The following is a 26,100-nucleotide window of genomic DNA, read 5'->3' on the forward strand; positions in this document are numbered from 1 at the left end:
GAGACCGGCCGGTACCGGGGCGCTCGTCGAACCGGGCTCGCCACCGGGCTCGCCGAGGCCGCCGGCCGGACCGCCGAGCGGGCCGCCGTCCGCGCCACCGCGAGCGCCGTCACCGGGCGTCGGGGTCGGCAGACCGGAGTCCGGACCGTCCGGCCCGCCGGTGACGCCGGAGTCGCCGATCACGCCGGAGTCGTTCGTCGCTGCGTTCGTGTCGTTCAGGCCCATGCTGCTGCGATCCTCCATCCGCGACCCTCGAGTTCCTCGACGAGTCGCTGTTCCTGCTCGGGCAGGACCGACACCTCGACGATGCCGATCTGCGCGCCCGGTGAGTGCTCGAGGCGCATGTCCTCGAGGTTGATGCCGATCTCCCCGATGAACGTCAGGAGCGCGGCGATCTGCCCTGGGGTGTCGTCGACGAGGACGACCACCTGGGCGAAGCGCTTGGTGGTGCCGTGCTTGCCGGGCAGCCGTTCGACACCACGGTTGCCGGCGGCGATGGTCTCGGCCAGGGTGCGCGGTGCCCCGGCGGCGGCGGGGTCGTCGAGCGCCCCGATCACGCCGCTCAGCTCGTCGCGCAGGTCGGACAGCACCCGCCGGACGTTGGCCGCGTTCGCGCCGATGATCTGCACCCACAGGCCGGGGTCGCTCGCGGCGACACGGGTGACGTCGCGGACGCCACCGCCCGCCAGGCCGAGGGAGCCGTCGGGGGCGTCACGCAGCCGCGAGGCCATCAGCGTCGACACGAGCTGCGGCACGTGCGAGACGTAGGCCACGGCCAGGTCGTGCGACGCCGGGTCCATCGGCACGACGGTCGCGCCGACATCGAGCGCCAGGTCCTCGACCACGGCGGCGCGCTGGTAGCTGATGGCGTCGTGACCGGCGATCACCCAGGGGCTGCCGACGAACAGATCCGCGCGGGCGGCGCTCGGCCCGCTGCGTTCCCGTCCGGCCATCGGGTGCGACCCGATGTAGCGGGTGACGTCGGCACCGGCCGCCACGAGCTCGGCCAACGGTCCGGCCTTGACGCTCGCGACGTCGGTCACGATGGCATCCGGGTACGCCGACAGTTCGCGGGCGACGACCGTCGCCACGACGTCCGGCGGGACCGCCACCACCACGAGTTCGGGCTGGTCGCCGGGTTCGGGCCGGCGGCCGGCCCCGTAGTCGACGGCGAGCGCCAGCGCACCGGGCGAGACGTCGTCGAGGACGACGTCGACCCCCTTCTCGCGCAGCGCCAGACCGATCGAGGTGCCGAGGAGCCCGGTGCCGACGACCCGCACCGGGCCGCGCACGCGGCGGTCGATGTCGGGCGGGGTCAGGTCGGTCACCGGGCAAGCCTACCGACCGACACCCGGGCGTCGGTCGACGCCCGGATGTTAGTCACGGCCCGTGTGTCGGTCAGGGCCCGAGGGTCGGTCGCAGGCCGGTCGCAGGCCGGTCGCAGCCGGTCGCGGTCAGTCCGCGGTCTCGTCGTCCCACTCGTCGTCGTCGCCCTGGTCGAGGGCGACGTCGCGGTCGTCACGAGCGGAGGGCTTCGCGTCGCGGACGGTGCCGAGCAGCTTGCCGACCTCGACCGTGCCCAGCTCACGCATCTTGCCCGGCGGCAGGCTGCCGAGGTGCAGCGGCCCGAACGAGCGGCGGACGAGTTCGAGGACCGGGTGGTCGACGGCCTCGAGCATGCGACGGACGATCCGGTTGCGGCCGGAGTGCAGCGTGATCTCGACGAGCGACTCACCCCGCGAGGACTCTAGCAACCGCACCTTGTCGGCCTTGATCGGACCGTCCTCGAGCTCGACGCCCTCGGTCAGACGCTGCACCACGGCGGGGTTCACGTTGCCGTGCACCTTCGCGATGTAGGTCTTCTGCACCCCGAACGACGGGTGCGCCAGCACGTGCGCCAGGTCGCCGTCGTTCGTCAGGACGAGCAGCCCGGAGGTCTCGGTGTCCAGGCGGCCGACGTTGAACAGGCGCTCCTCGTAGCGGTCCACGAACTCGGTCAGGTCGCGGCGACCGCGCTCGTCCTGCAGGCTCGAGACGACACCGGTCGGCTTGTTCAGCACGATGTACCGCCGCGAGGAGTCGATCTGCACCGGCACACCGTCCACCGAGATCGCGTCCGTCGCGGGGTCGACACGACGCCCGAGGGCGTCCACCACCTGCCCGTTGACCGTCACGCGGCCCTCGACGATCAGGTTCTCCGCGACGCGGCGAGATGCCACGCCCGCAGCGGCGATCACCTTCTGCAGGCGCTCCCCCTCTGCCTGGAGGCCCGGCTCGGCCCCGGCAGACGTCGTCCCGTCCGCCGCGTCCCAGTCCTCGATGATCGGCCGTTCGGGCGTGCCCTCCACCGGGGCGCCGTGGCTGTCGCGCTCACCGCTCGGCTTCGGCGTGGTGCGGCTGTTGGCGGTGTTGCCACCCTTGCCGGGGCGGTCGCTGTTGCGGACGCTCGTGGTGCCGCCGACGTAGCGGCGGCCGTTGTGCCACACGCGGCTCTGCTGGCCGTCGGGGCCGCGGCGGTCGTCACGGTTGTCGCGGGGCGCCGAGCTGCGGTCGTCGCGGCCGCGGTACCCACCACGGTCATCACGGTTGTCGCGGGGTGCCGAGCTGCGGTCGTCGCGGCCGCGGTACCCACCACGGTCGTCACGCGGAGCGGAGCTGCCCCGGTAGCCACCACGGTCATCGCGCGGAGCAGAGCTGCGGTCATCGCGCCCACGGTAGCCACCACGGTCGTCACGCGGAGCCGAGTTGCCGCGGTAGCCACCACGGTCATCGCGTGGCGCGGAGCTGCGGTCATCGCGCCCACGGTAGCCACCACGGTCGTCACGCGGAGCCGAGTTGCCGCGGTAGCCACCACGGTCATCGCGTGGCGCGGAGCTGCGGTCGTCGCGACCCCGGTAGCCACCACGGTCGTCACGCGGAGCCGAGCTGCGGTCGTCGCGCCCACGGTAGCCACCGCGATCGTCACGCGGCGCGGAGTTCCCGCGGTAGCCACCACGGTCATCGCGCGGAGCAGAGCTGCGGTCATCGCGCCCACGGTAGCCACCACGGTCGTCACGCGGAGCCGAGTTCCCGCGGTAGCCACCACGGTCGCCGCCGCCGGCGCGGTCATCGCGCCCGCGGTAGCCACCACGATCATCGCGCGGAGCCGAGTTGCCCCGGTACCCGCCACGGTCGTCACGCGGAGCCGAGCTGCGGTCGTCACGACCGCGGTAGCCACCACGGTCATCACGCGGAGCCGAGCTGCGGTCGTCACGACCCCGGTAGCCACCACGGTCATCACGCGGAGCCGAGTTCCCCCGGTACCCACCACGGTCGTCGCGCGGCGGGTAGCCGCCACGACGGTCGTCGTCACGCGGCGGGCGTGCGCCCCCGCGGTCGTCGCGACCGTACCCGCCGGAGCGGCCACCGGCACTGGAGCCGGCCCCGCCGCGGCCGGGAGCCGAACGCCCGGGGCGATCCGGGCCTCCTGAGCGTCCGTTGCGGTCGTCTCGGTCTCGGGGCGCGCCGCGCCCCCGGTCGTCAAACCCGGCCATCGGGGATCCCTTCGTTCTGCCCGAAGCCGTCCGCACCGTCGTCCAGGAGGGGCGAGATGAGCGGCAGCTCGTCGAGCGAGTTGATGCCGAGCTGCTGCAGGAGCAGATCGGACGTGACGTAGTTGATGGCGCCGGTCTCGGAGTCGGTGAAGGACTCCTCGATGAGACCGCGCGCGACCAGCGTTCGGACGACGCCGTCGACGTTGACGGCGCGGATCGACGCGATCTGGGATCGCGTGATCGGTTGTTTGTAGGCGACGACCGCGAGGGTCTCGAGCGCGGCCTGCGACAGGCGCGAGGGACGCTCGGCCTCGACGAACTGCTCGACGACGGCGTCCAGGTCCTGGCGGACGTAGAAGCGCCAGCCGCCGCCGACCTCGCGGAGTTCGAACCCGCGGCGGGTGGTGCCGTCGACGCCGTCGAAGTCCGCGACGAGGCGTTCGACGGCCTGGCGGACGGCCGGGACGGGGGCGTTCACGGCGGTGCCGAGCGCGACGAGCGACTGGGGCTCGTCCGCGATCATCAGGATCGCCTCGATCTGGCGGTCGATCGGGATCGCCGGGTGTGCCTGCGGGCCGTGGTCCTGCTCGGCGCGCGCGTGGATCTCGTGCTCGATCGCGCGGGCATCGGCCATCTCGTCGGCGCCGCCGGGTTCGGCGCTGGACGTGTCGTGCACGTCATCCGTCATAGTCGGCTCCCAGGTTGGCGAGGCTCTCGTCGGACCAGTCCTCGGCGGTCCATCGGAGCGTGAGTTCCCCGAGCGGCTCGAGTTGTTCGAACGAGATCGATGCGTTCCGGTACAGCTCCAGGATCGCGAGGAAGCGAGCCACCACGATACCCGTCTGGTCGACGCCCGCGACCAGTTCGCGGAACGAGACGCCCTCGCCGTCGCGTGTCCGCAGGATCGAGACGACGATCGCGGCCTGCTCGCGGATGCTGATGAGCGGCGCGTGGAGGTGGTCGAGGCCGACGGTCGGGATCTCCCGCGGGGCGAACGCCAGCGCTGCCAGCGCGGCGAAGTCCTGCACCGAGAGCGTCCACACGAGCTCGGGCGTGCGGGCGCGGAACCGCTCCTCGAGCCGGACGCTCCGGACGTGCCGACGCGACTCCACACCCCAGCGTTCGCCGAACCAGTCGGCGGCCTGCTTGAACGCCCGGTACTGCAGCAGCCGCGCGAACAGCAGGTCGCGGGCCTCGAGCAGGGCGACGTCCTCTGCGTCGACGAGCTCGCCCTGCGGCAGCAGCCCGACGATCTTCAGGTCGAGCAGCGTCGCGGCGACGACGAGGAACTCGCTCGCCTCGTCGAGTTCGTCCGCCGACTCGGCCTGACGCACGTACTGGATGAACTCCCCCGTGACCACGCCGAGCGAGACCTCGGTGATGTCGAGCTCGTGCTTCGTGATGAGCGACAGCAGGAGGTCGAACGGGCCGTCGAAGTTGGTGAGCCGGACCCGGAACCCCGACTCAGGCGACGGCGCCACGCTGGACGAGCTCTCGTGCGAGCTGCCGGTAGGCGTGGGCGGCGGCGTGGTCGGGCGCCGTCTGCGTGATCGGTCGAGCGGAGACCGTGGCGTCCGGGAACTTCACGGTGCGCCCGATGACGGTGTCGAGGACCCGGTCGTCGAAGGTGTCGACGACGCGCTCCATGACCTCGCGCGAGTGCAGGGTGCGCGAGTCGTACATGGTCGGCAGGATGCCGTCGAGCGTCAGCGCCGGGTTGAGGCGGTCGCGCACCTTGTCGATCGTCTCGATGAGCAGGGCGACACCGCGCAGGGCGAAGAACTCGCACTCGAGCGGGATCAGCACACCGTGTGCCGCGGTCAGGGCGTTGACGGTGAGCAGGCCGAGCGACGGCTGGCAGTCGACCAGGATCACGTCGTAGTCGTTCGCGACCTTGCGCAGCACGCTCGCCAGGATCTGCTCACGGGCGACCTCGTTGACCAGGTGCACCTCGGCCGCGGACAGGTCGATGTTCGCCGGGATCACGTCGAGCCCGGGGGTGTTCGTCGGCTGGATGACCTGGATCGGGTCCTTCACGGCGCCCATGAGCAGGTCGTAGACGGTGTGGATGTCGTGCGTGCGGACGCCGAGGCCCGCGGAGAGCGCACCCTGCGGGTCGAAGTCGACGGCCAGGACCTTGCGGCCGTACTCCGCCAGTGCTGCTCCGAGGTTGATCGCCGTGGTGGTCTTCCCGACGCCGCCCTTCTGGTTGCAGAGGGCGATGATGCGCGCGGGGCCGGTGCTGTCGAGTTCCTCGGGCACGGGGAACTCCCGGACAGGACGACCCGTCGGACCGATGGAGGTCGCGCCGGTGGGGTTGGTCGTCGGGTTCGTGCTCACCCGGCCATCGTACCGGCGACGTCGGCCGGCCCGGGGCCGCACCGCCGCGCGCGGCCGGGTCTGCGTTGCGCGTGGCAGGGCGGACGCGGCTCAGGCTGCCCGCAGGGCCACGCGCATGCTGTCGACGCGTTCGGCGATGACGGCGTCCGTCGACCACCGCTGCTGCAGGCGTCCGACGAGCTCGCCGACCTGCTCACGGTCGAGCCCCGGGTGCAACGCCAGTCCGACGGTCAGCTCCGGGCCGGCGAAACGTCCGACCGGGTCACCGGGGGCCAGTTCGACACGGGCGACGCTGCGCTCCCCCACGACCGAGTCGGCGAACGCCTGGGCGACCTCGGGGTCCTCGAAGCACGGGGTCCACGGCAGGTCCTGACCGAGCGCCCACACCGCAGGACGGCGGAGCACGAACTCGGTGACCGACTTCGGGTCGAGCACGACGAGCTGCGTCTCCTCGCTCGCCGCGGCCATCGCCACCCGGCGTGACTCCACGGGCACGGGCCGGGCATCGGCGTCCCAGGTGTGCATGGCGTCGACCGAGGTGAACGCGGGCATCACGCTCCGCCCGTCGGGCCCTGCGACCGTGACGATCGAGAGCTCCTGGGTCTTGTCCACGACCTTGCCGGCAGCGGTCTCGCCGAGGTCGCCGGCCTCGGCGATGAGCGGGATGAGCAGGCGGGCGGAGCGCAGTGCCTCGACGACCGCCGCCTGCGATCCGCCGGCGGCCACGCCCGCGATCGCCGCGGTCAGCGCGGGATCGGCCAGTCCGTCGTCGTCGGCGAAGGCGGTGTCGTGGTGGTCGAACGTGCGGCCTTCCCACGTGAAGCCGGCCGAGTCCGCCGCGCCACCCGGGGTGTGCGCGTCGTCGGGACCGGTTGCCGCGTCCGGACCGGTTCCGCGCCCGTTGGAGATCCCCGCCACGCCGCTACTCCGAGGCGATGTCGAGTGCGGCCGGCAGCGTGAACGCCCCGGAGTACAGCGCCTTGCCGATGATCGCGCCCTCGAGCCCGAACGGCACGAGCTCGCGCAGCGCCCGCAGGTCGTCGAGCGTCGAGATCCCACCAGAGGCCACGACGGGCTGGTCGGTCCGGTCGCACACCTGGCGCAGCAGCTCGACGTTCGGGCCCTGCAGCGTGCCGTCCTTCGTGACGTCGGTGACGACGTAGCGGGCGCACCCCGCGGCCTCGAGCCGGTCGAGCACCTCCCACAGGTCGCCGGCGTCCTCGGTCCAGCCGCGGCTGGCGAGGGTCGTTCCACGCACGTCGAGCCCGACCGCGATCTGCTCGCCGTACTCGCCGATCACCCGAGCGGCCCAGTCCGGGTTCTCGAGCGCCGCCGTGCCGAGGTTGACCCGTGCGGCCCCCGTGGCCAGCGCGGCTTCGAGCGAGGCATCGTCGCGGATGCCGCCCGACAGCTCCACGGAGACGCCGTCGACCTCGCGGATCGCGTGCGCGATCACCTTGCGGTTGTCGCCCCGCCCGAAGGCCGCGTCGAGGTCCACCAGGTGGATCCACTCCGCGCCCTGGTCGCGCCAGGTGCGCGCGGCGGCGACGGGGTCGCCGTAGCCGGTCTCGCTCCCCGCCTCGCCCTGGGTCAGCCGGACGGCCTGGCCGTCGACGACGTCGACGGCGGGCAGCAGGACGAGGGGCGAAGTGTCGGTGAGGTCGGTCATGGTCCTGTCGGTTTCGTCACGGTGGAGAAGGTGCGGTGGAGGAGGTGCGGGATTCGGCCTGGAGGCCCGTGGCGCGTCCGGCGGCGCAGTCGCGCCCGTCACGGGCCGGGTTCAGAGCGAGCGCACCCAGTTGGTCAGCAGGCGGATGCCCGGCTCGCCGGACTTCTCGGGGTGGAACTGGGTCGCGGTGAGCGGCCCGTTCTCGACCGCGGCGATGAACCGCTGCCCGTGTTCGGCCCACGTCAGGCCGGGAGCGCGGAACGGACCGTAGGCGTCGAGCGGGAAGTCGGTCACGCCGTACGAGTGCACGAAGTAGAACCGCTCGTCGTGCAGTCCGTCGAACAGCACGGAGTCCTCTGGCGCCTGGACGGTGTTCCAGCCCATGTGCGGCAGGACCTCGGCCTGGAGCTGCTCGACGGTGCCGGGCCACTGCCCGAGCCCGTCGACGTCGGCTCCGCGCTCGATGCCGCGGGAGAACAGCACCTGCATGCCCACGCAGATGCCGAGCACCGGACGGCCGCCGGCCAGACGGTGGTCGACGATCTCGCCGCCCTGGACGCCCTCGAGCTGGTCGATGACCGCGGCGAACGCCCCGACCCCGGGCACGAGCAGGCCGTCGGCACGCAGCGCCGCCTGCTTGTCGGAGGTCAGCGTGACCTCGGCTCCGGCGCGCTCGAGTGCCTTGGCGGCGGAGTGGACGTTGCCCGACCCGTAGTCGAGGACGACGACGTTCGGCTTCGCGGTCACAGTGCGCCCTTGGTGGAGGGGATGCCGTCGACGCGCGGGTCGAGCTCGACCGCCTTGCGCATCGCACGCGCGAACGCCTTGAACTCGGCTTCGGCGATGTGGTGTGGGTCGCGGCCACCGAGCACCCTGACGTGCACGGTGATGCCCGCGTTGAACGTGATCGCCTCGAACACGTGGCGGATCATCGACCCGGTGAAGTGACCGCCGATGCGGTGGAACTCGAACCCTTCGGGCTCACCCGAGTGCACGAGGAACGGACGCCCGGAGACGTCGACGACCGCCTGGGCCAGCGCTTCGTCGAGGGGCACGAGGGCGTCGCCGTAGCGGCCGATGCCGGAGCGGTCACCGAGGGCCTGCTTGAGGGCCTGTCCGAGCACGATGCCGGTGTCCTCGACCGTGTGGTGCACGTCGATGTCGGTGTCACCGGTCGAGCGCACGCGCAGGTCGATGAGCGAGTGCTTGCTGAACGCGGTCAGCATGTGGTCGAAGAACGGCACGCTCGTCGAGATGTCGGACGAGCCGGTGCCGTCGAGGTCGAGCTCGAGTTCGACGCTCGATTCGCTCGTGCTGCGGCTGATCGAGGCGGTACGGGCGGTCATGCCCCAACCCTAACCGGCGGCTGCTCGGCGGCGACCTGCCGCATGGCGTCGAGGAACGCGGTGGTCTCCTCTTCGGTGCCGGCACTCACCCGCAGGTGGTTCGGGATCCCGAGGTCGCGCACGATGACGTCCCGCTCGAGCAGCGACTCGAACGCGGCGTGCGGGTCGGCGACCCCACCGAACAGGACGAAGTTCGACCAGGTCTCGTACGTCCGGTAGCCCATGGCCTGCAGCTCGGTCACCATCCGGTCACGCTGCAGCTTGATGTCGTCGACCATCGCGAGCATCTCGGGCGCGTGGCGCAGTGCCGCGACCGCGGCCGCCTGCGTCAGGACGGACAGGTGGTACGGCAGCCGCACGAGCCGGACGGCGTCGATCACGGCGGGGTGTGCCGCCATGTAGCCGACCCGTGCACCGGCGAACGCGAACGCCTTGCTCATGGTCCGGGAGACCACGAGTCGCTCACGCCCGGGCAGCAGCGTGAGGGCGCTCGGCACGTCGGCCGGCATGAACTCGGCGTAGGCCTCGTCCACCATCACGATGCCGTTGGTCGCGGCGTACGCGGCCTCGATCGTCTCGATCGGCAACGGTGTGCCCGTGGGGTTGTTCGGCCCGCACAAGAACACGATGTCCGGCCGGTGTTGCTCGATCGCCGCCACGACGGTCTCGGGCGAGATGCGGTACTCGTCGTCGCGCTGCGCCGGGATCCAAGCCGTGCCGGTGCCGGACGCCAAGATCGAGTGCATCGAGTAGGTGGGCGGGAACCCGAGGACGGAACGCCCCGGACCGCCGAAGGCCTGCAACAGTTGCTGGAGGACCTCGTTCGAGCCGTTCGCCGCCCACAGCTGCTCTGCCGACAGACCGTGCCCGAGGTACCCGGCCAGCGACTCGCGCAGCTCTGTGAACTCGCGGTCCGGGTAGCGGTTGACCGTCGCGAGCGCCTGTCGGATCGAGGCGACGATGTCGTCGGCCACGTCGTCCGGCACGGGATGCGTGTTCTCGTTGACGTTCAGCTGAACGCGCACGTGCTTCTGCGGAGCGCCGTACGGGCTCTGACCGCGGAGGTCGTCTCGGATCGGGAGGTCTTCGAGCGTGAATGCCACCGATCCATCGTAGGCCGCTGTGACCACCGGACGACCAGCCGTCCGGACGGGACTGCCGTCGACCACGTCCGGCAGCTACTGGCCGGAGGTGTACTTCGTCGGGATGGCGATCTGCTCGCCGGCCTGCAGCCCGGAGCCGTCGAGGGCGTTGAGGCTGATGACGTCCTGCACGAAGTCGCGCGGGTCGGCGTTCGGCGCGGTGTCCTCGGCCAGCTGCCAGAGCGTCTCGCCCGGCTGGATCGTGACCGTGTCGAACTGCGTCCGGGCGCCACCAGCGGCGGCGTCACCGGCGGATGCTTGCCCGCCGTTCAGGACGAAGAAGGCGACGACGATGAGGAGGGGGAGCGCGGCGAGCGTCGTGAAGACGATACGGCCGCGGCGCGTCAGGCGCAGGCGGACGCGCGCGGCGGGGGCCGCGGTGCGCTGGATGTCAGCGATGGCGATGGTGCTCATGTCGTTCTTGCCTTCCCGTTCGGGTGAACCGAAGTCGTGTACCGAACATAGTTTCGAATCAGACGACGCACAAGTCCTGGGAGAGGATTTCTGCGGGGTTTTCTTGCGACACGCTCGAACAGGTGTTTGTCCGGGGTTGACCGGTCGGATACTGTTTCGATCGACTGGGACAAGTCAAACGGGGACCACCGACATTCCCGCCACGGCCGCTCAGCACCGACGAAAGCGAGACGACGTGGTGGACGAACTGCGGGGCCAGAAGCCGCTGACCGCGAAGCAGCAGACGATCCTCGACGCCATCCGCGCGTCCATCGCCTCGCGGGGCTACCCGCCGAGCATGCGTGAGATCGGCGACGCGGCCGGGCTCTCCTCGCTGTCGAGCGTGTCCCACCAACTCGGCCAGCTCGAGCTCGGCGGCTGGATCCGCCGCGACCCGAACCGTCCGCGTGCGCTCGAGGTCCTGGTCGACGAGCCCACCCCGGACGTCACCGGTCCCGACGTCGACGCCACCACGCTCGTGCCCCTGGTCGGCCGGATCGCCGCCGGTGTCCCGATCACGGCGGAGCAGCACGTCGACGAGATCGTCCCGCTCCCCCGGCAGCTCGTCGGTACCGGCGACCTCTTCATGCTCAAGGTCGTCGGCGAGTCGATGATCGACGCCGCGATCTGCGACGGCGACTGGGTGGTCGTCCGCTCGCAGCAGACCGCCGAGAACGGTGACATCGTCGCCGCCATGCTCGACGAAGAAGCCACCGTCAAGGTCTTCCGCCAGCGTGACGGCCACACGTGGCTGCTCCCCCGCAACACCGCGTTCGAGCCGATCCTCGGCGACGCGGCGTCGGTGCTCGGCAAGGTCGTCGCGGTCCTCCGCTCCCTGTGAAGCACGCCGGGCACTGACCGGCGCACGACAACAATCGGCTCGAACCACGAGATCTCGTGGTTCGAGCCGATTCTGGTCATGCGGCGTTGGACGGAACCGCGGCCGGACCGGACCCGCGCGACGGACGCGGGGCGGGCCTCCCGGCCGTCAATCGGTGCCGACCGTCATGACGTGACGGGAGCGACCACGTACGGATCGAGCTCCGCGACCTGGCGCTGGAAGACACGCACGCGCAGGCGGGTGCCGTCCTCGACGTAGTCGACGGAGTCGACCGCGCCGGCGTCGTGCAGCGTGGAGACGAGGTCACCGCGGTCGTAGGGCACGACCACCGTGAGCTCGACGTCGGGCTCCGGCAGGCGCTCCTCGATGGTGCGGAGGAGCTCCGGGATGCCCTCGCCCGTGCGGGCCGACACGAAGACGGCGTCCGACGCGAGCCCGATCAGGACCAGGCGCTGTGCGTCGTCGATCAGGTCGGCCTTGTTGAACACGACGATCTCGGGGATGTCGTGCGCGCCGACGTCGCCGATGACCTCGCGCACGGTCGCGAGCTGCGCCCCGGGGTCGGGGTGCGAGCCGTCGACCACGTGCACGATGACGTCGGCCTCGCCGACCTCCTCGAGGGTGGAGCGGAAGGCCTCGACCAGCTGGTGCGGCAGGTTCCGGACGAAGCCGACCGTGTCCACGAAGGTGAACTCGCGGCCCTTCGTGCTCTCGGTCCGGCGGACCGTGGCGTCCAGCGTCGCGAACAGCTGGTTCTGCACCAGCACCCCGGCGCTCGTCAGACGGTTCAGGAGCGAGGACTTGCCCGCGTTCGTGTAGCCGGCGATCGCGACGCTCGGCACCTCGTTGCGGTGGCGGTCGGCGCGCTTCGCCTCGCGCGCGGGGCGGAACCCGGCGATCTGGCGGCGGAGCTTCGACATGCGGGTGTGGATGCGACGTCGGTCGAGCTCGATCTTCGTCTCACCGGGACCACGCGAACCCATACCCGCACCGCCGGAGACCTGACCACCGGCCTGCCGGGACATCGAGTCACCCCAGCCGCGCAGTCGGGGCAGCAGGTACTGGAGCTGCGCGAGCTCGACCTGGGCCTTGCCCTCTCGGGTCTTCGCGTGCTGGCTGAAGATGTCGAGGATCACGGCCGTGCGGTCGATGACCTTGACCTTCACGACGTCCTCGAGCGCACGGCGCTGCGACGGGGCGAGCTCGGTGTCCGCGATCACCGTGTCGGCGCCGGTGGCCTTGACGACCATCGCGAGTTCTTCCGCCTTGCCCTTGCCGAGGTAGGTCGCCGGGTCCGGGTTCGGTCGACGCTGGAGGAGTCCGTCGAGGACCACCGCGCCGGCCGTCTCGGCCAGGGCGGACAGCTCCCGCAGGGAGTTCTCGGCGTCCTGCGCGTCACCGTGCGGGTACACGCCGATCAGGACGACCTGCTCGAGCCGCAGCTGGCGGTACTCGACCTCGGTGACGTCCTCGAGCTCGGTGGAGAGGCCGGCGACGCGGCGCAGGGCCGCCCGGTCCTCACGGTCGTACTGGTCGCCGTCGCCGTCCCACCCGTGCTCGTCGACCGAGCGGGTCTGGATCGCCTGGGCGGGGGCGAAGATGGACGATGCTGCGCGGCGGTCGGCGTTGCGCAACACCCGTTCGACGACACCGTCTGCGCTGTCGTCGTTGGTCTGGTCGTTCTGCTGATGGGTATCCGTCATCCTGTCCACAGGGTACCTCCGGCGGGCCTCGGACACACCGGGTTCCCGCTACGGTTCATCCATGGCGAACGACCACTACTTCTCCGCGAACCCGTCATCGGACACCCGCGAACGCCAGATCGACGTCACCCTCGCCGGCCGGTCGCTCACGCTGACCACGGCAGCAGGGGTCTTCAGCCCGGATGGCCTGGACCGCGGCACCCGCGTGCTGCTCGGTTCCGTCCCGCCGCCCGCGCACGACGGCGCCCTGCTCGACGTCGGATGCGGCTGGGGCCCGATCGCGATCACGATGGCGCTGCACTCCCCCGACGCCTCGGTGTGGGGCGTCGACGTCAACGAACGGGTGCTCGGGCTCGCTCGGACCAACGCCGAGGCCGCCGGTGCTTCGAACGTCACCATCGCCCTGCCCGACGACGTCCCGGACGACCTGCGGTTCCGGACGATCTGGTCGAACCCGCCGATCCGCGTCGGCAAGGACGAACTCCACGAGATCCTGCTGACGTGGCTGCCCCGGCTCGAGGTCGAGGGCGACGCCTGGCTCGTGGTGTCGAAGGACCTCGGGGGTGACTCGTTGCAGAAGTGGCTCGTCGGTGCGCTCGGGGCCGGGTTCCACGTCGCACGGGCGTCCACCGACAAGGGGTTCCGCGTCATCCGCGTGCACCGGACCGCGTAAGCAGGCGGCGCACGGCGCGCACCGCGTCGCGCCGCGCCGGTCCAGCTTCGTGAGCAGAAATGGTCGAGTCGCCGCAGGGCACCCGACCATTTCTGCTCACGAAACGACGCGCGCCGCCCCAGCGGGGCGCGGCGCCCCGCCCCCGGCGCCCCGCCCAGCGTCAGACCGTCAAGTCCCCGGAGAACACGAGCTCGGCCGGCCCGGACAGCGAGACGTGCTCGCCGTCCTCCGCCGCGAACATCCGCACCGTCACCACGCCGCCCGGCACCCGCACGCGCCAGGTGTCCGGCGCACCAGAGCCGACCCAGTACCGCGTCGCGAGCGCAGCAGCCACCGCACCGGTGCCGCACGACAGCGTCTCGCCACTGCCCCGCTCGTGCACCCGCATCGTGATCTCGCCGACGCCGTCGTTGATGAGCGGGTCACCGGGCAGCACGAACTCGACGTTGGCACCGTGCTCGGGCGCCGGGTCGAGCACGGGCAGGAAGGTCAGGTCGAGGTCGGCGAGTTCGTCCTCGGTCGCGACGGCGACGACGACGTGCGGGTTGCCGACGTCGATGCCGACGCCTGGCCGGGCGCCGTCGAGGTTCTTGGCGCGCACCATGACGTCGTCGGAGCCGCCGCCCTCGATGCCCAGACCCCACCGGCCGAGGTCGGCAGCGAAGCCGTTCGTGGTCCGCTGGATGTCGACCAGGCCCTTGCGGCTGCCGACGGTCAGGGTCTCGCCGGGTGCGAGCTCGACCAGGCCGGACTCGGTCAGGTACCGCGCGAACACCCGGATCCCGTTGCCGCACATCTCGGCGATCGTGCCGTCGGCGTTGTGGTAGTCCATGAACCACGTCGCGGCGGGTTCGACGGCCACCAGGGCACGTCCTTCGGGGATCGCTTCGGACCGCACCGCACGGATCACGCCGTCGCCGCCCACACCGAAGCGTCGGTCCGCGATCGCACGGACCCGCTCGGGGGTCAGATCGACGGTGGCGTCGGGGTCGGCGAACAGGACGAAGTCGTTGCCGGTCCCCTGGCCCTTGGTGAAGTGCAGCTCGGTCACGGGACGATCCTACGGGCCAGTTCCGACAGGTCCCCGCGGTCGGCTCCGGTGACGTCGAGGGTCTCGGCGTCGGCGTATCGACGGAACCACGACACCTGCCGGCGGGCGTACTTGCGCGTCGCGATGCCGGTCGCCTCGACCGCCGCCTCGGTCGTCGACGTCCCCCGCAGCACGTCGAGCGCCTGCGAGTACCCGATCGCGGCCCGCGCGGTCTTCCCGTCTTCGATGCCCTGCTCGCGCAGCGCCGCCGCTTCGTCGACGAGCCCGGCAGCGAACATGCCCGCCGCACGCGCGTGCAGCGCCGCGACCAGCTGCTCACGATCCCGTCGAAGGTGCAGGATCCGGGACGGTCGCCAGACGCGGGGCGCGGACGGGAGGCTCGGGGTCACGACCTCGGATCGGCTCGCGATCTCGAGTGCCCGGATCAACCGCCGTGGGTTGCGTGCATCGATCGTCGCTGCGGCCGCCGGGTCCATGCGGCGGAGCCGCTCGAGCAGGATGCCCGGACCGAGCTCGTCGTGCTCGCGCTCGAGCTGCGCGCGGAGTTCCGGGTCGGTGCCGGGGAACGCCAGGTCGAACAGGACGGAGGACACGTAGAGACCACTGCCGCCGACGAGCACGGCGACACCGCCGTCGGCGCGGATGCGGTCCACGTCGGCTCGGGCGGCCACCTGGTAGGCGGCGACGCTCGCCTCGTCGGTGACCTCGAGCACGTCGAGTTGGTGGTGCGGGATGCCGTGCCGTTCGTCGAGCGGGAGCTTCGCGGTGCCGATGTCCATGCCGCGGTACAGCTGCATCGCATCGGCGTTGACGATCTCGGCGTTCCGGCCGGCGGCGCGGAGGCGTTCGGCGATCGCGATCCCGAGGTCGGACTTGCCCGTCCCCGTCGCCCCGACGACGGCGATCACCTCGTCCACCCCGAGGGAGGCGTCAGCGCCCGACACGGAGCGTGGGCAGCCCGAGCGACACCGGACGCGGACCGTCGCCGGGCGCCGCCGGGGTCGGCACGCCGCAGCTCTCGGCCTCGGCGCGGTCCCAGGCGTCGCCCGCCCGGGTGCGCCGGATGCGCAGCGGAGCGTCGTCGTCGGCGATCAGGAAGTGCGGAGCTGCTCGGGTGATCTCGACCGTCACGACGTCGCCGGGTCGCGGGACCGCGGAGCCCTCCGGCACGGCGAAGTGCACGAGCCGCGAGTCCTCGGCGCGTCCGGACAACCGGCGGGTCGCGTCGTCCTTCCGTCCCTCGCCCGTCGCGACGAGGACCTCGACGCTCCGGCCGACCTGCGCGGCGTTCTCTTCAGCGGTGATGCGTTCCTGCAGCGCGACGAGCCGATCGTACCGCTCCTGCACGACGTGCTTCGGCAGCTGGTCGTCCATCGTCGCCGCCGGGGTGCCGGGGCGGATCGAGTACTGGAACGTGAAGGCGCTGGCGAACCGTGCCTGCTCGACGACGCGGAGGGTGTCCGCGAAGTCCTCTTCCGTCTCGCCGGGGAAACCGACGATGATGTCGGTCGAGATCGCCGCGTTCGGGATCTTCGCGCGCACCCGGTCGAGGATGCCGAGGAATCGCTCGCTGCGGTAGCTCCTGCGCATGGCCTTGAGGACTCGGTCGGACCCGGACTGCAACGGCATGTGCAGCTGCGGCATGACGTTCGGGGTCTCGGCCATGGCGTCGATGACGTCGTCGGTGAATGCCGCCGGGTGCGGACTCGTGAAGCGGATGCGCTCGAGGCCGTCGATGGTGCCGGCCGCGCGCAGCAGCTTGCCGAACGCCTGACGGTCGCCGAACTCGACCCCGTACGAGTTCACGTTCTGCCCGAGCAGCGTGACCTCGATCGCGCCGTCGTCGACGAGCGCCTGGATCTCGGCGAGGACGTCACCCGGGCGGCGGTCCTTCTCCTTGCCGCGGAGCGACGGGACGATGCAGAACGTGCATGTGTTGTTGCACCCGACCGAGATCGACACCCACCCGCTGTGGGTCGAGTCCCGCTTGGTCGGCAGCGTCGACGGGAACACGTCGAGCGCCTCGAGGATCTCGATCTGCGCCTCGTCGTTGTGCCGCGCACGTTCGAGCAGCGTCGGCAACGAGCCCATGTTGTGCGTGCCGAAGACCACGTCTACCCAAGGCGCCTTCTCGAGGATGACGTTCTTGTCCTTCTGCGCCAGGCACCCTCCGACGGCGATCTGCATGCCGGGGTGGTCGCGCTTGATGCCCGCCAGCTGCCCGAGGTTGCCGTACAGACGGTTGTCGGCGTTCTCGCGCACCGCACAGGTGTTCATCACGACGACGTCGGCCTGCTCGCCGTCCGCAGCCGTGTAGCCCGCCGCCTGCAGCGACCCGCTCAGCCGCTCGGAGTCGTGCACGTTCATCTGGCACCCGTAGGTGCGGACTTCGTAGGTGCGCTGGCGCGCTGCGACGGTGGCCATGGTCGTCCCAGTGTAGGTCGGGGCGACTACTCGAAGCGCACGGTCCCGCGGCCCGTCGGAGGCCGACGTCCGCCGCCGTCGAGGGCCCGCTGGACGGCGATCCGCACCACGCCCGAGCCGTAGCCCTTGCGCATCAGGAACCCCGACAGCCGACGCTCGGCGGTCGCACGGTCGAGCCCGCGCATCTGCGGCGCACGCTTGTCGGCGAGCTCCTGGGCCCGGATGAACTCGTCGTCCTCGTCGTCCGCGGCTTCGTCGAGCGCAGTGTCGATCGCGATCTGGTCGATGCCACGACGACGCAGCTCGGTGACCACGCCCTGCCGCCCCAGACCCTTGCGGGCGTGCAGGCGGTCCACCAGGTCGGTGGCGAGGGCGACGTCGTCGAGCAGCCCGACACGGGTGAGTCGTTCGATCTCGTGCTCGACCACGTCGGGGTCGAGGTCCTGCTGGGCGAGCAGTGTCCGCATCTCGGACTCGCTCATGCCCTTGCGGCCGAGCGCCCGCATGCTGAGCCGCTCGGCGTCGGCGCGCTGCTCGTCCAGGGGGCGCGGAGCGTCCGCAGGGTCGAGTTCTTCGCCACCGGCGATCGAGAAGACCGACGCCGTCGTGGCGTCTGCCCCGTCGTCGTCGTAGCCGTCCTGCTCGGCCCGCGTGCTCCGACCGGAACCGTCGCCGATGACCGGCGAGACCCAGTCGGCCTGTGCACGCGGCCCCCGGATCGGCAGTGGGACGGGGGTGTCCGCATCGTCCTCGAGCACGGGCTCCGGAACGCTGGGCACTGTCGGCTCGGGTTCGGGGGTGGGCTCCGCAGTTGCCGGGGCCCGACGACGGGACCTCGCACCGAACAGGTCGGTCACCGGTGCGAGGCCGTCGTCGTCGTGGTCGGTGCTCACGCTCCCTTGCGCTCCGCGAGCTTCGGCGCGATCGACTCGACCGGGGCCTCTTCCGCCTTGGCGCCACCGACGCCGAGCTTGGCGAGGATCTTGCCCTCGATCTCAGCAGCCGTCTCGGGGTTCTGGATCAGGAAGGAACGCGAGTTCTCCTTGCCCTGCCCGAGCTGGTCGCCGTCGTAGGTGTACCAGGCACCCGACTTCTTGACGATGCCGTGGTCGACACCGAAGTCGAGCAGCGAGCCTTCGCGCGAGATGCCGACGCCGTACAGGATGTCGAACTCGGCCTGCTTGAAGGGCGGCGCCATCTTGTTCTTGACGACCTTGACACGCGTGCGGTTGCCCACCGCGTCGGTGCCGCTCTTCAGCGTCTCGATGCGACGGATGTCGAGGCGGACGGACGCGTAGAACTTCAGTGCCTTACCGCCCGAGGTGGTCTCCGGGGAACCGAAGAACACACCGATCTTCTCGCGCAACTGGTTGATGAAGATCATCGTGGTCTGCGTCTGGTTCAGCCCACCGGCGAGCTTGCGCAGCGCCTGGGACATGAGGCGGGCCTGCAGACCGACGTGGGAGTCACCCATCTCGCCCTCGATCTCGGCGCGCGGCACCAGTGCTGCGACCGAGTCGATCACGATGAGATCGATCGAGCCCGAGCGAACGAGCATGTCCGCGATCTCGAGCGCCTGCTCGGCGGTGTCCGGCTGCGACACGAGCAGGGCGTCGATGTCGACACCGAGCTTCTTGGCGTACTCCGGGTCGAGCGCGTGCTCGGCGTCGATGAAGGCCGCGATGCCACCGGCACGCTGGGCGTTGGCGATGGCGTGGATGGTGAGGGTCGTCTTACCCGAGGACTCCGGGCCGTAGATCTCGACGATGCGGCCGCGGGGCAGTCCCCCGATGCCGAGCGCGACGTCGAGCGCCACCGACCCCGTCTGGATGACGTTGACGGGTGCGCGTTCGTCCGAACCGAGGCGCATGATCGCACCCTTGCCGAACTGCCTGTCGATCTGTGCGAGTGCGGTCTCGAGGGCCTTTTCGCGGTCTGCCGGTGATGGCATGGGGTGCTCCTTCGTGCTCGTGTTCGGCCGCCTGTAGGCTGTCGCGTCCACGCCGGCCGGTGGTGCAAGGCCGATGGTTCTGCGACAAGGCTTCGGGCTGTTCCCGATGTCCATCAACCTATGGCTGGCCACCGACATCACTGCCGACGGTCACGCGATCTGTGGATGGAACACCCGGGCGACGCCGCTGTGGAGGAACGTACCACCGATCGAACACCCGTTCGAGCAACACGCCGAACACAGTTTCGGGCGGCGGCGGTGGCGCGACGGAGCGCTGCCGCCTCAGTTCTGCGGCTCGGCCAAGCCCTTGCCGTGCCGCCGGTCGAGCGGGACGTCCTGCGAGTCGCAGAGGGCATCCCACACCCGACGGGCGTCGATGCCGGCGGCGAGGGCGTCCACGGCCGAGCGGCCACCGAGGTCCTCGAGCACGACGTCACGGCTGACCACGGACCCGTAGGCCTCGCCGAACACCTGGTCGACGGCACGCCAGAACTCACTCACCCGCATCCGACAAGCCTAAAGCGTCTCCGAACGCAGAACGCCCCCGCCGGGAGGTTCCGGCGGGGGCGTTCAGTGCGAGGCGCTCAGCGCACTGCGAGGTCGTTGTCGAACTCGGCGACGAGGTCGTCCGGGAGCGTGTCGGGGACGGGAGTGAGTCCTTCGACGATCGCGAGGCGGTCGCCCACCTCGCGCATGATCGTGGAGATGGGGGTGTCCAGCGCGTCCGCGACGGACGCGAGGATCTCCGAGCTGGCCTCTTTCTGACCACGCTCGACCTCACTGAGGTACCCGAGAGCCACACTGGCCTTGGACGCGACCTGACGGAGGGTCCGGCCCTTCTGCAAGCGGAAGTCCCGAAGCACATCGCCGATTTCCTGACGAACGAGAACCATGAGAACTCCTCCTCTCTGTCGTCTCCGCGCCCGCCCGATCCGGAGGATCGAGTTCGGGTTCAGCAACAGTAGCGTTGCCGGTTCGAGCATGCTAACCAGGCTGGCTGCCGTCCTGCTGGAGATTGCGTGAGATGTAACCCAGTGGAAACGAGACCTATTCCCGGCCCCGGACCACGGACGACATCCGTGTCAGGAGTTCGGAGACGGTGGCCGTCCGGATTGCCTGGCGGCCCCCGTCGAGGTGCAGTTCCCAGGCGGTGGCGCCGTCCGCCGATGCGATCCCGATGAAGACGGTACCGACCGGCTTGCCGTCCTGCGGATCGGGCCCGGCCACGCCGGTCGTGCTGATCCCCCACGTCGCCGGCTCACCGTCGACGGACAGCGCGGTGCGGACACCGACCGCCATCTGCCGCGCGACCTCGGGATCGACGGCCCCGTTGGCGGCCAGCAACGCCGACGACACCCCGAGCACGGTGTGCTTGACGGGCGTCGCGTAGGCCACGACTCCCCCGCGCACCACGGCGCTCGCCCCCGGAACACCGACGAGCGTCGACACCACCAACCCGCCGGTGAGCGACTCCGCCACGGCGACGGTCGCACCGCGACGCGTCAGGTCGGCGACCAGGTCCTGCGCGATCGCGTCGACCGTGTCGACAGGGCCGGGAGGCACGGCGCCGGTCGCGTCGTCGGCCTGCGTCACGCGGTGGTCCGGTTGTGCTTCCAAGCCTGGTACAGGTAGTCGATGCCGCTGAGCACGGTCGCCAGGAAGGCGGCGCTCATCAGCACCACGTTGACCCAGTGCGCCCAGTCACCGACGAGCTCCCACCACGGGAAGAGTGCCGACGTCAGGGCGACGGCCTGCAGCACGGTCTTGATCTTGCCGCCGCGACTGGCCGGGATCACCCGGTCCGACAGCACTGCGAAGCGGAACACCGTGATGCCGATCTCGCGCACCATGATGAGCACGGTCACGTACCAGGGCAGCTCGGCCAGGATCGACAGGGCGACGAGCGCGCCGCCGATCAGGACCTTGTCGGCGATCGGGTCGACGAGCTTGCCGAAGTCGGTCACCAGGTTCTGCCGCCGGGCGATGATGCCGTCGGCGCTGTCGGTCACGATCGCGACGACGAACACGATGGCCGCCCAGATGCGCAACGGGCCGTCGTCGCCGGCGTCGGCGAGGAGCAGCACGAAGAACAGCGGCGCCATGAGGATGCGCACCACGGTGATGATGTTCGCGACGTTCGCCGTCGATGCGGGGCCGGGACCCTTGCGGAGCAGTCGCCCGCGCCAGGGGAACTTCGCGCCGTGTGTCGTGTCCGTGCCGTCCGAGGCGGTCATCGCCTTCACTCCCTGCCCGTCAGTCCCCACGCGTCCTCATCGGGCTCGTCGTGCACTTCATCGTACCCGCGGGTCATGTCGCCCACGGGGTCGGCGCCGTAGCGGTCGCCGTCGTCACTCGGGCCGGGCACGGGGGCCACAGGCGCCGGAGCAGCCGGTGGTTCCTCGCCGCGGAGCTTCGCGAGCACCGCGGGTAGCTGGTCGGTGGTGACGAGCACGTCGCGGGCCTTCGAGCCCTCGGACGGCCCGACGATGTCGCGGGACTCCATCAGGTCCATCAGGCGACCGGCCTTGGCGAAGCCGACCCGGAGCTTGCGCTGCAGCATCGAGGTCGAGCCGAACTGCGTCGAGACGACCTGTTCGACCGCCGCGAGCAGCAGTTCGAGGTCGTCGCCGATGTCGGCGTCGATCTCCTTGCGCTCGACCACGGCCTGGACGTCTTGCCGGTACTCGGGCTGGGCCTGGCGGGTGACGTGCTGGACGACCTCGGCGACCTCGCCCTCCTGCACCCACGCTCCCTGCACGCGCAGGGACTTCGACGACCCCATCGGCAGGAACAGCGCGTCGCCCTGGCCGATGAGCTTGTCCGCGCCGGGCTGGTCGAGGATGACGCGGGAGTCCGTCACGCTCGTCACCGCGAAGGCGATGCGGGACGGCACGTTCGCCTTGATCAGGCCGGTGATGACGTCCACCGACGGGCGCTGCGTCGCGAGCACGAGGTGGATACCGGCGGCACGGGCGAGCTGGGTGATGCGGACGATCGACTCCTCGACGTCGCGCGGGGCGACGAGCATGAGGTCCGCGAGCTCGTCGACGACGACGAGCAGGTACGGGTACGGCTTGAGCTTGCGCTCGCTGCCCGCGGGCAGGACGATCTCGTTGTTCTCGATCGCCTTGTTGAAGTCGTCGACGTGGCGGAACCCGAACGACGCCAGGTCGTCGTACCGCATGTCCATCTCCTTCACGACCCACTGCAGCGCTTCGGCTGCCTTCTTCGGGTTCGTGATGATGGGCGTGATGAGGTGCGGGACACCGGCGTAGATCGAGAGCTCGACGCGCTTCGGGTCGACGAGGACCATGCGGACCTCGGACGGCTTCGCGCGCATGAGCAGCGACGTGATCATCGAGTTGATGAAGACCGACTTGCCGGAACCGGTCGAACCGGCGACGAGTAGGTGCGGCATCTTCGCCAGGTTCGCGACGACGAAGCCGCCCTCGACGTCCTTGCCGACGCCGATCGTCATCGGGTGCTTCGACTTCCGCGCCGCGTTCGACCGCAGCACGTCGCCGAGGGACACGATCTCTCGGTCGGAGTTCGGGATCTCGACGCCGATGGCGCTCTTGCCCGGGATCGGCGAGAGGATCCGGACCTCGTTGGACGCCACCGCGTAGGACAGGTTCTTCGACAGTGCCGTGACGCGCTCGACCTTGACGCCCGGGCCGAGCTCGATCTCGTAGCGGGTGACCGTCGGGCCGCGGGAGAACCCGGTGACCTTCGCGTCGACCTTGAACTCCGTCAGGACACCGGTGATGGCGGCGACGATGTCGTCGTTCGCCTGGCTGCGGGCGACCGAGGGGGTGCCGGAACTCAGGGTGGTGGCGGCCGGCAGGCGGTACGGCTTCGAGGGGTCGTCGTCGGTCGCCGCAGCGGAGAGTTCCTCGGGCTCGTCGACGACGGGGTCCTCGACGAGGGGGGCCGCGACCACCTCGGGCACCGCGGGGCGGATCGCCGCGGTCGGCTCCGGACGCGCGGGGACATCGGTGCCGAAGTCCCGCAGGGCCTGCTCGGCGACCTGCAGGTCCTGTTCGACGGAGTCGTTGAGGTTGACCGAGGCGGGTTCGGCCGGTGTCAGGTCCACGAGACCGGCAGCAGCGCCCGCGTTGGGGTTGACCACCGGGCCAGCGGGTGCAGCCGCCGCGGCGGGCGGGGCCGTCGGCGCGACACCGGTGGCCGGGGGCAGGACGGGACTGTCGTACGCCGGGTCCTCTTCGCGCCCGGACTTGTTCCGCCGCCACCACGGCACGTCGCCGCCGGCGTCACCGTCGACAGCAGCCTGCTCCTCGCCGAAGCCGAGGTCGTCGAACAGCTGGAAGTCGGTGTCGCCCTTCTTGCCGCGCTTGGCCGTCTTTGTGCGGGTGGCGGGCGCCGCTGCTGCCGCTTCGACCTCGGGTTCGGCGGCCGGGGCAGGGGCGCCGAACAGGTACGCGTACAGCTCGTGCAGCCGACGGCCGACCTTGTTCGGCGGCGTCTTGGTGATGATGAAGAGGGAGAGCACGAGCAGCACGATCGCCACCGGGACCGCGACCCACGCGGTCGCGATCGTGACGAGCCAGCCGATCACGACCCAGCCGAGCACACCGCCGGCCGCAGCCAGGGCGGGCATGCCGTCCGCTGCGCTCGGCTGCCCGCCGAAGACGTGGCAGAGCGAGGCGATCGCGACGAGCAGGATCCCGAGGCCGATGCCGATCCGGGTGTTGTCGTGCACCGAGGCCGGGTGCCGGAACAGCCATCCGGCGAAGACGATCATGATCACCGGCAGGGCGAACGCCAGCCGGCCGAACAGCCCGCCGAACGTGTACGCGTCGAGTGCGACCGACACGCCGTTCGTCGGGTTGAGCCACTCGACGACCGCACCGGCGATGGCCAGCACGAACAGCAGGAACGGGAACCCGTCACGCCGCTGGTCCTTCTCGAGGGACTCCTTGCCGAGCAGTCGGAACATCGCGCCGACGCCGTGCGCCATCGCGAGCCAGAACGTCACGAGCGGGTTCTGCTCGCGGAACACCGGGGTCGGTGCCGCCTGCGGCAGCTTCTTCGTCGTGGCCTGGGTGCGCGACGAACCGCGCGTCCCGTTCCCACGGGACGACGTGGACGCGCGCGAGCGCGTGGTCGACTTGGTGCCTCCGGCCATGGGCAGAACCCTAATCCCCTCCCAGGACAAACCAAGGGAGGCCCGCCGCAGCATCCGTGACGGACGCTGGACGGGCCTCCCGGTCGACCGCGATGAACGCGACTGACGCGACGGACGCGCTACGCCTCGATGACCACCGGGACGATCATCGGACGACGGCGGTGCTTGGTGTTGACCCAGCGGCCGACCGTGCGGCGGACGACCTGCGCGAACGCGTGCGAGTCGCGCGTGCCGTTGGCGGCCGCCTCGGCGATCGCCTTGGCGATCTGCGGACGGACGTCGTCGAACACGGAGTCGTCCTCGGCGAAGCCGCGCGACTGGATCTCCGGGCCGATGACGCACTGGCCGGTGGTGAAGTCCACCGCGGCGAAGACCGAGATGAAGCCCTCTTCGGACAGCACGCGGCGGTCCTTGAGGTCGGCGTCGGTGATCTCGCCCACGGTCGAGCCGTCGACGTACACGTAGCCGATGTCGAGCTGCCCGGCGACCGTCGCGACGCCGTCCTTCAGGTCGACGACGATACCGTCCTGCCCGAGGATCACGTTGCGCGGCGGCACACCCGTCTGGATCGCCAGGTCGGCGTTCGCGTAGAGGTGACGGTGTTCGCCGTGCACGGGCAGGACGTTGCGCGGGCGCAGGATGTTGTAGCAGTAGAGCAGTTCGCCGGCCGAGGCGTGTCCGGAGACGTGCACCTTGGCGTTGCCCTTGTGCACGACCTTCGCGCCGAGCTTCGTCAGCCCGTCGATGACGCGGTACACGGCGTTCTCGTTGCCCGGGATCAGCGACGAGGCGAGGATGACGGTGTCGCCCTCGCCGATCTCGATCTGGTGCTCGAGGTTCGCCATGCGCGCGAGCACGGCCATCGGCTCGCCCTGCGACCCCGTCGACATGTAGACGATCTGGTCGTCGGGGACGTTCTTCGCCTTCTTGGTGTCGATGAGGACGTTCTCGGGCACGCGGAGGTAGCCGAGGTCGGCGGCGATGGTCATGTTGCGGATCATCGAGCGCCCCATGAACGCGACCTTGCGGTTCGCGGCCGCGGCGGCGTCGAGGACCTGCTGCACACGGTGCACGTGCGACGAGAAGCTCGCCACGACGACCTTCTTGCGGGCGCGCGTGATGATGTTCTCGAGCACCGGGCCGATGTCGCGCTCAGGGGCGGTGAAGCCGGGCACGTCGGCGTTCGTGGAGTCCGGCAGGAACAGGTCGACGCCCTGCTCCCCCAGACGCGCGAACGCACGGAGGTCGGTGATGCGGTCGTCCAGCGGGAGCTGGTCCATCTTGAAGTCGCCCGTGTGCAGGACACGACCGGCGGGGGTCGTGATCGAGACGGCGAGGGCGTCCGGGATGGAGTGGTTCACGGCCACGAACTCGAGGTGGAACGGGCCGAGCTGCTCGGTCTGGTCCTCGGCCACGACGAGCGTGTACGGCTTGATCCGGTGTTCCTTGAGCTTGGCCTCGACGAGCGCGAGGGTCAGCGTGGAGCCGATCAGCGGGATGTCGTCGCGGAGCTTCAGCAGGTACGGGACGGCACCGATGTGGTCCTCGTGGCCGTGCGTGAGCACGACACCGAGGACGTCGTCGAGACGGTCACGGATCGGCGCGAAGTCCGGCAGGATCAGGTCGACCCCGGGCTGGTGCTCCTCGGGGAAGAGCACGCCGGCGTCGACGATGAGCAGCTTGCCCTCGTACTCGTAGACGGTCATGTTGCGACCGATCTCGCCGAGTCCCCCGATGGGGATGACGCGGAGGGTTCCGGGTTCGAGCGGCTGCGGTGTGGAGACTTGTGTGGGCATTCGGTCCTACGGATTCAGGCGACGCGCGAGGA

25 protein-coding genes are annotated in these 26,100 nt (G+C 70.6%); 2 read left to right on the forward strand and 23 right to left on the reverse strand.

Going from position 1 to position 26,100, the window contains the following annotated elements:
* Positions 1 to 215 precede the first annotated feature (215 nt).
* The 11 genes from OGL88_RS05545 to OGL88_RS05595 all read right to left on the reverse strand — a co-directional run bounded on the left by OGL88_RS05545 (position 216) and on the right by OGL88_RS05595 (position 10,444).
* Positions 216 to 1,328, reverse strand: a complete 1,113-nt coding sequence (locus OGL88_RS05545) for a prephenate dehydrogenase (protein ID WP_263090353.1) — start codon at positions 1,326 to 1,328, stop codon at positions 216 to 218.
* Between the two features lie 126 nt (positions 1,329 to 1,454).
* Positions 1,455 to 2,246, reverse strand: a complete 792-nt coding sequence (locus OGL88_RS05550) for a pseudouridine synthase (protein WP_240347709.1) — start codon at positions 2,244 to 2,246, stop codon at positions 1,455 to 1,457.
* A 1,273-nt stretch (positions 2,247 to 3,519) separates the two neighbouring features.
* The gene (scpB, locus tag OGL88_RS05555; protein WP_263090355.1) at positions 3,520 to 4,221 is read right to left on the reverse strand and encodes an SMC-Scp complex subunit ScpB; all 702 of its coding nucleotides are present in this window, start codon (positions 4,219 to 4,221) and stop codon (positions 3,520 to 3,522) included.
* Positions 4,211 to 5,014, reverse strand: coding sequence for a segregation and condensation protein A (locus OGL88_RS05560; RefSeq protein ID WP_263090356.1), 804 nt, complete (start codon positions 5,012 to 5,014; stop codon positions 4,211 to 4,213). Before OGL88_RS05560 ends, scpB begins: the two co-directional genes overlap by 11 nt.
* A complete protein-coding gene (locus OGL88_RS05565; protein ID WP_111084609.1) occupies positions 4,998 to 5,873 on the reverse strand; it encodes a ParA family protein in 876 nt (291 codons plus the stop codon). The genes OGL88_RS05560 and OGL88_RS05565 overlap by 17 nt, the downstream gene beginning before the upstream one ends.
* Positions 5,874 to 5,963: 90 nt before the next feature.
* Entirely contained in the window at positions 5,964 to 6,791 is an 828-nt protein-coding gene (locus OGL88_RS05570) for an SseB family protein (RefSeq protein WP_263090361.1), read from the reverse strand.
* Positions 6,792 to 6,795: 4 nt separating this feature from the next.
* Positions 6,796 to 7,542 carry a bifunctional 1-(5-phosphoribosyl)-5-((5-phosphoribosylamino)methylideneamino)imidazole-4-carboxamide isomerase/phosphoribosylanthranilate isomerase PriA gene (gene priA / locus OGL88_RS05575; RefSeq protein ID WP_111084607.1) on the reverse strand — a complete coding sequence of 249 codons (747 nt, stop codon included), beginning with the start codon at positions 7,540 to 7,542 and terminating at the stop codon, positions 6,796 to 6,798.
* Positions 7,543 to 7,653: 111 nt separating this feature from the next.
* Positions 7,654 to 8,289 carry an imidazole glycerol phosphate synthase subunit HisH gene (gene hisH, locus OGL88_RS05580; RefSeq protein ID WP_205464276.1) on the reverse strand — a complete coding sequence of 212 codons (636 nt, stop codon included), beginning with the start codon at positions 8,287 to 8,289 and terminating at the stop codon, positions 7,654 to 7,656.
* Positions 8,286 to 8,888 carry an imidazoleglycerol-phosphate dehydratase HisB gene (hisB, locus tag OGL88_RS05585; protein WP_111084605.1) on the reverse strand — a complete coding sequence of 201 codons (603 nt, stop codon included), beginning with the start codon at positions 8,886 to 8,888 and terminating at the stop codon, positions 8,286 to 8,288. Before hisB ends, hisH begins: the two co-directional genes overlap by 4 nt.
* Positions 8,885 to 9,991, reverse strand: a complete 1,107-nt coding sequence (locus OGL88_RS05590; protein ID WP_263090366.1) for a histidinol-phosphate transaminase — start codon at positions 9,989 to 9,991, stop codon at positions 8,885 to 8,887. The genes hisB and OGL88_RS05590 overlap by 4 nt, the downstream gene beginning before the upstream one ends.
* A gap of 75 nt (positions 9,992 to 10,066) precedes the next feature.
* A complete protein-coding gene (locus OGL88_RS05595) occupies positions 10,067 to 10,444 on the reverse strand; it encodes a LysM peptidoglycan-binding domain-containing protein (RefSeq protein ID WP_263090368.1) in 378 nt (125 codons plus the stop codon).
* Between the two features lie 235 nt (positions 10,445 to 10,679).
* Between OGL88_RS05595 and lexA the strand changes: the two genes are divergently transcribed.
* Positions 10,680 to 11,324, forward strand: coding sequence for a transcriptional repressor LexA (lexA, locus tag OGL88_RS05600; protein ID WP_111084602.1), 645 nt, complete (start codon positions 10,680 to 10,682; stop codon positions 11,322 to 11,324).
* A gap of 164 nt (positions 11,325 to 11,488) precedes the next feature.
* Here the strand turns inward: lexA and hflX are convergent, their stop codons facing one another.
* On the reverse strand, positions 11,489 to 13,027 hold the full coding sequence (hflX, locus tag OGL88_RS05605; protein WP_111084601.1) for a GTPase HflX: 1,539 nt from the start codon (positions 13,025 to 13,027) through the stop codon (positions 11,489 to 11,491).
* 61 nt (positions 13,028 to 13,088) lie between these two features.
* Here hflX and OGL88_RS05610 point away from each other — a divergent pair, with 61 nt between their 5' ends.
* Positions 13,089 to 13,700: a class I SAM-dependent methyltransferase gene (locus OGL88_RS05610; RefSeq protein WP_263090393.1), complete on the forward strand. Its 612-nt coding sequence runs from the start codon at positions 13,089 to 13,091 to the stop codon at positions 13,698 to 13,700.
* A 160-nt stretch (positions 13,701 to 13,860) separates the two neighbouring features.
* Here the strand turns inward: OGL88_RS05610 and dapF are convergent, their stop codons facing one another.
* The 11 genes from dapF to OGL88_RS05665 form a co-directional block, all read right to left on the reverse strand.
* On the reverse strand, positions 13,861 to 14,751 hold the full coding sequence (gene dapF / locus OGL88_RS05615) for a diaminopimelate epimerase (protein ID WP_263090395.1): 891 nt from the start codon (positions 14,749 to 14,751) through the stop codon (positions 13,861 to 13,863).
* Complete coding sequence (gene miaA / locus OGL88_RS05620) at positions 14,748 to 15,695, reverse strand: tRNA (adenosine(37)-N6)-dimethylallyltransferase MiaA (RefSeq protein WP_263090397.1); 948 nt, start codon at positions 15,693 to 15,695, stop codon at positions 14,748 to 14,750. The genes dapF and miaA overlap by 4 nt, the downstream gene beginning before the upstream one ends.
* Positions 15,682 to 17,175: a tRNA (N6-isopentenyl adenosine(37)-C2)-methylthiotransferase MiaB gene (gene miaB / locus OGL88_RS05625; protein WP_263090399.1), complete on the reverse strand. Its 1,494-nt coding sequence runs from the start codon at positions 17,173 to 17,175 to the stop codon at positions 15,682 to 15,684. Before miaB ends, miaA begins: the two co-directional genes overlap by 14 nt.
* Before the next feature lie 26 nt (positions 17,176 to 17,201).
* Complete coding sequence (locus OGL88_RS17995) at positions 17,202 to 18,068, reverse strand: regulatory protein RecX (RefSeq protein WP_263090401.1); 867 nt, start codon at positions 18,066 to 18,068, stop codon at positions 17,202 to 17,204.
* Entirely contained in the window at positions 18,065 to 19,126 is a 1,062-nt protein-coding gene (gene recA / locus OGL88_RS05635) for a recombinase RecA (protein ID WP_205464271.1), read from the reverse strand. The genes OGL88_RS17995 and recA overlap by 4 nt, the downstream gene beginning before the upstream one ends.
* 282 nt (positions 19,127 to 19,408) lie before the next feature.
* Positions 19,409 to 19,633, reverse strand: coding sequence for a DUF3046 domain-containing protein (locus OGL88_RS05640; RefSeq protein ID WP_111084594.1), 225 nt, complete (start codon positions 19,631 to 19,633; stop codon positions 19,409 to 19,411).
* 77 nt (positions 19,634 to 19,710) lie between these two features.
* Positions 19,711 to 20,019: a helix-turn-helix domain-containing protein gene (locus OGL88_RS05645; protein WP_027464765.1), complete on the reverse strand. Its 309-nt coding sequence runs from the start codon at positions 20,017 to 20,019 to the stop codon at positions 19,711 to 19,713.
* 154 nt (positions 20,020 to 20,173) lie between these two features.
* Positions 20,174 to 20,719 (reverse strand): CinA family protein, encoded by a 546-nt coding sequence (locus OGL88_RS05650; protein WP_263090405.1) that lies wholly within the window; start codon positions 20,717 to 20,719, stop codon positions 20,174 to 20,176.
* Positions 20,716 to 21,360, reverse strand: coding sequence for a CDP-diacylglycerol--glycerol-3-phosphate 3-phosphatidyltransferase (pgsA, locus tag OGL88_RS05655; RefSeq protein WP_263090408.1), 645 nt, complete (start codon positions 21,358 to 21,360; stop codon positions 20,716 to 20,718). Before pgsA ends, OGL88_RS05650 begins: the two co-directional genes overlap by 4 nt.
* A gap of 5 nt (positions 21,361 to 21,365) precedes the next feature.
* On the reverse strand, positions 21,366 to 24,272 hold the full coding sequence (locus OGL88_RS05660; protein ID WP_263090410.1) for an FtsK/SpoIIIE family DNA translocase: 2,907 nt from the start codon (positions 24,270 to 24,272) through the stop codon (positions 21,366 to 21,368).
* Between the two features lie 119 nt (positions 24,273 to 24,391).
* On the reverse strand, positions 24,392 to 26,068 hold the full coding sequence (locus OGL88_RS05665; RefSeq protein ID WP_111084591.1) for a ribonuclease J: 1,677 nt from the start codon (positions 26,066 to 26,068) through the stop codon (positions 24,392 to 24,394).
* Between the last annotated feature and the right edge of the window lie 32 nt (positions 26,069 to 26,100).

The sequence above is a fragment of the Curtobacterium sp. RIT-PI-V genome, assembly GCF_025642935.1.
GTDB lineage: Bacteria > Actinomycetota > Actinomycetes > Actinomycetales > Microbacteriaceae > Curtobacterium.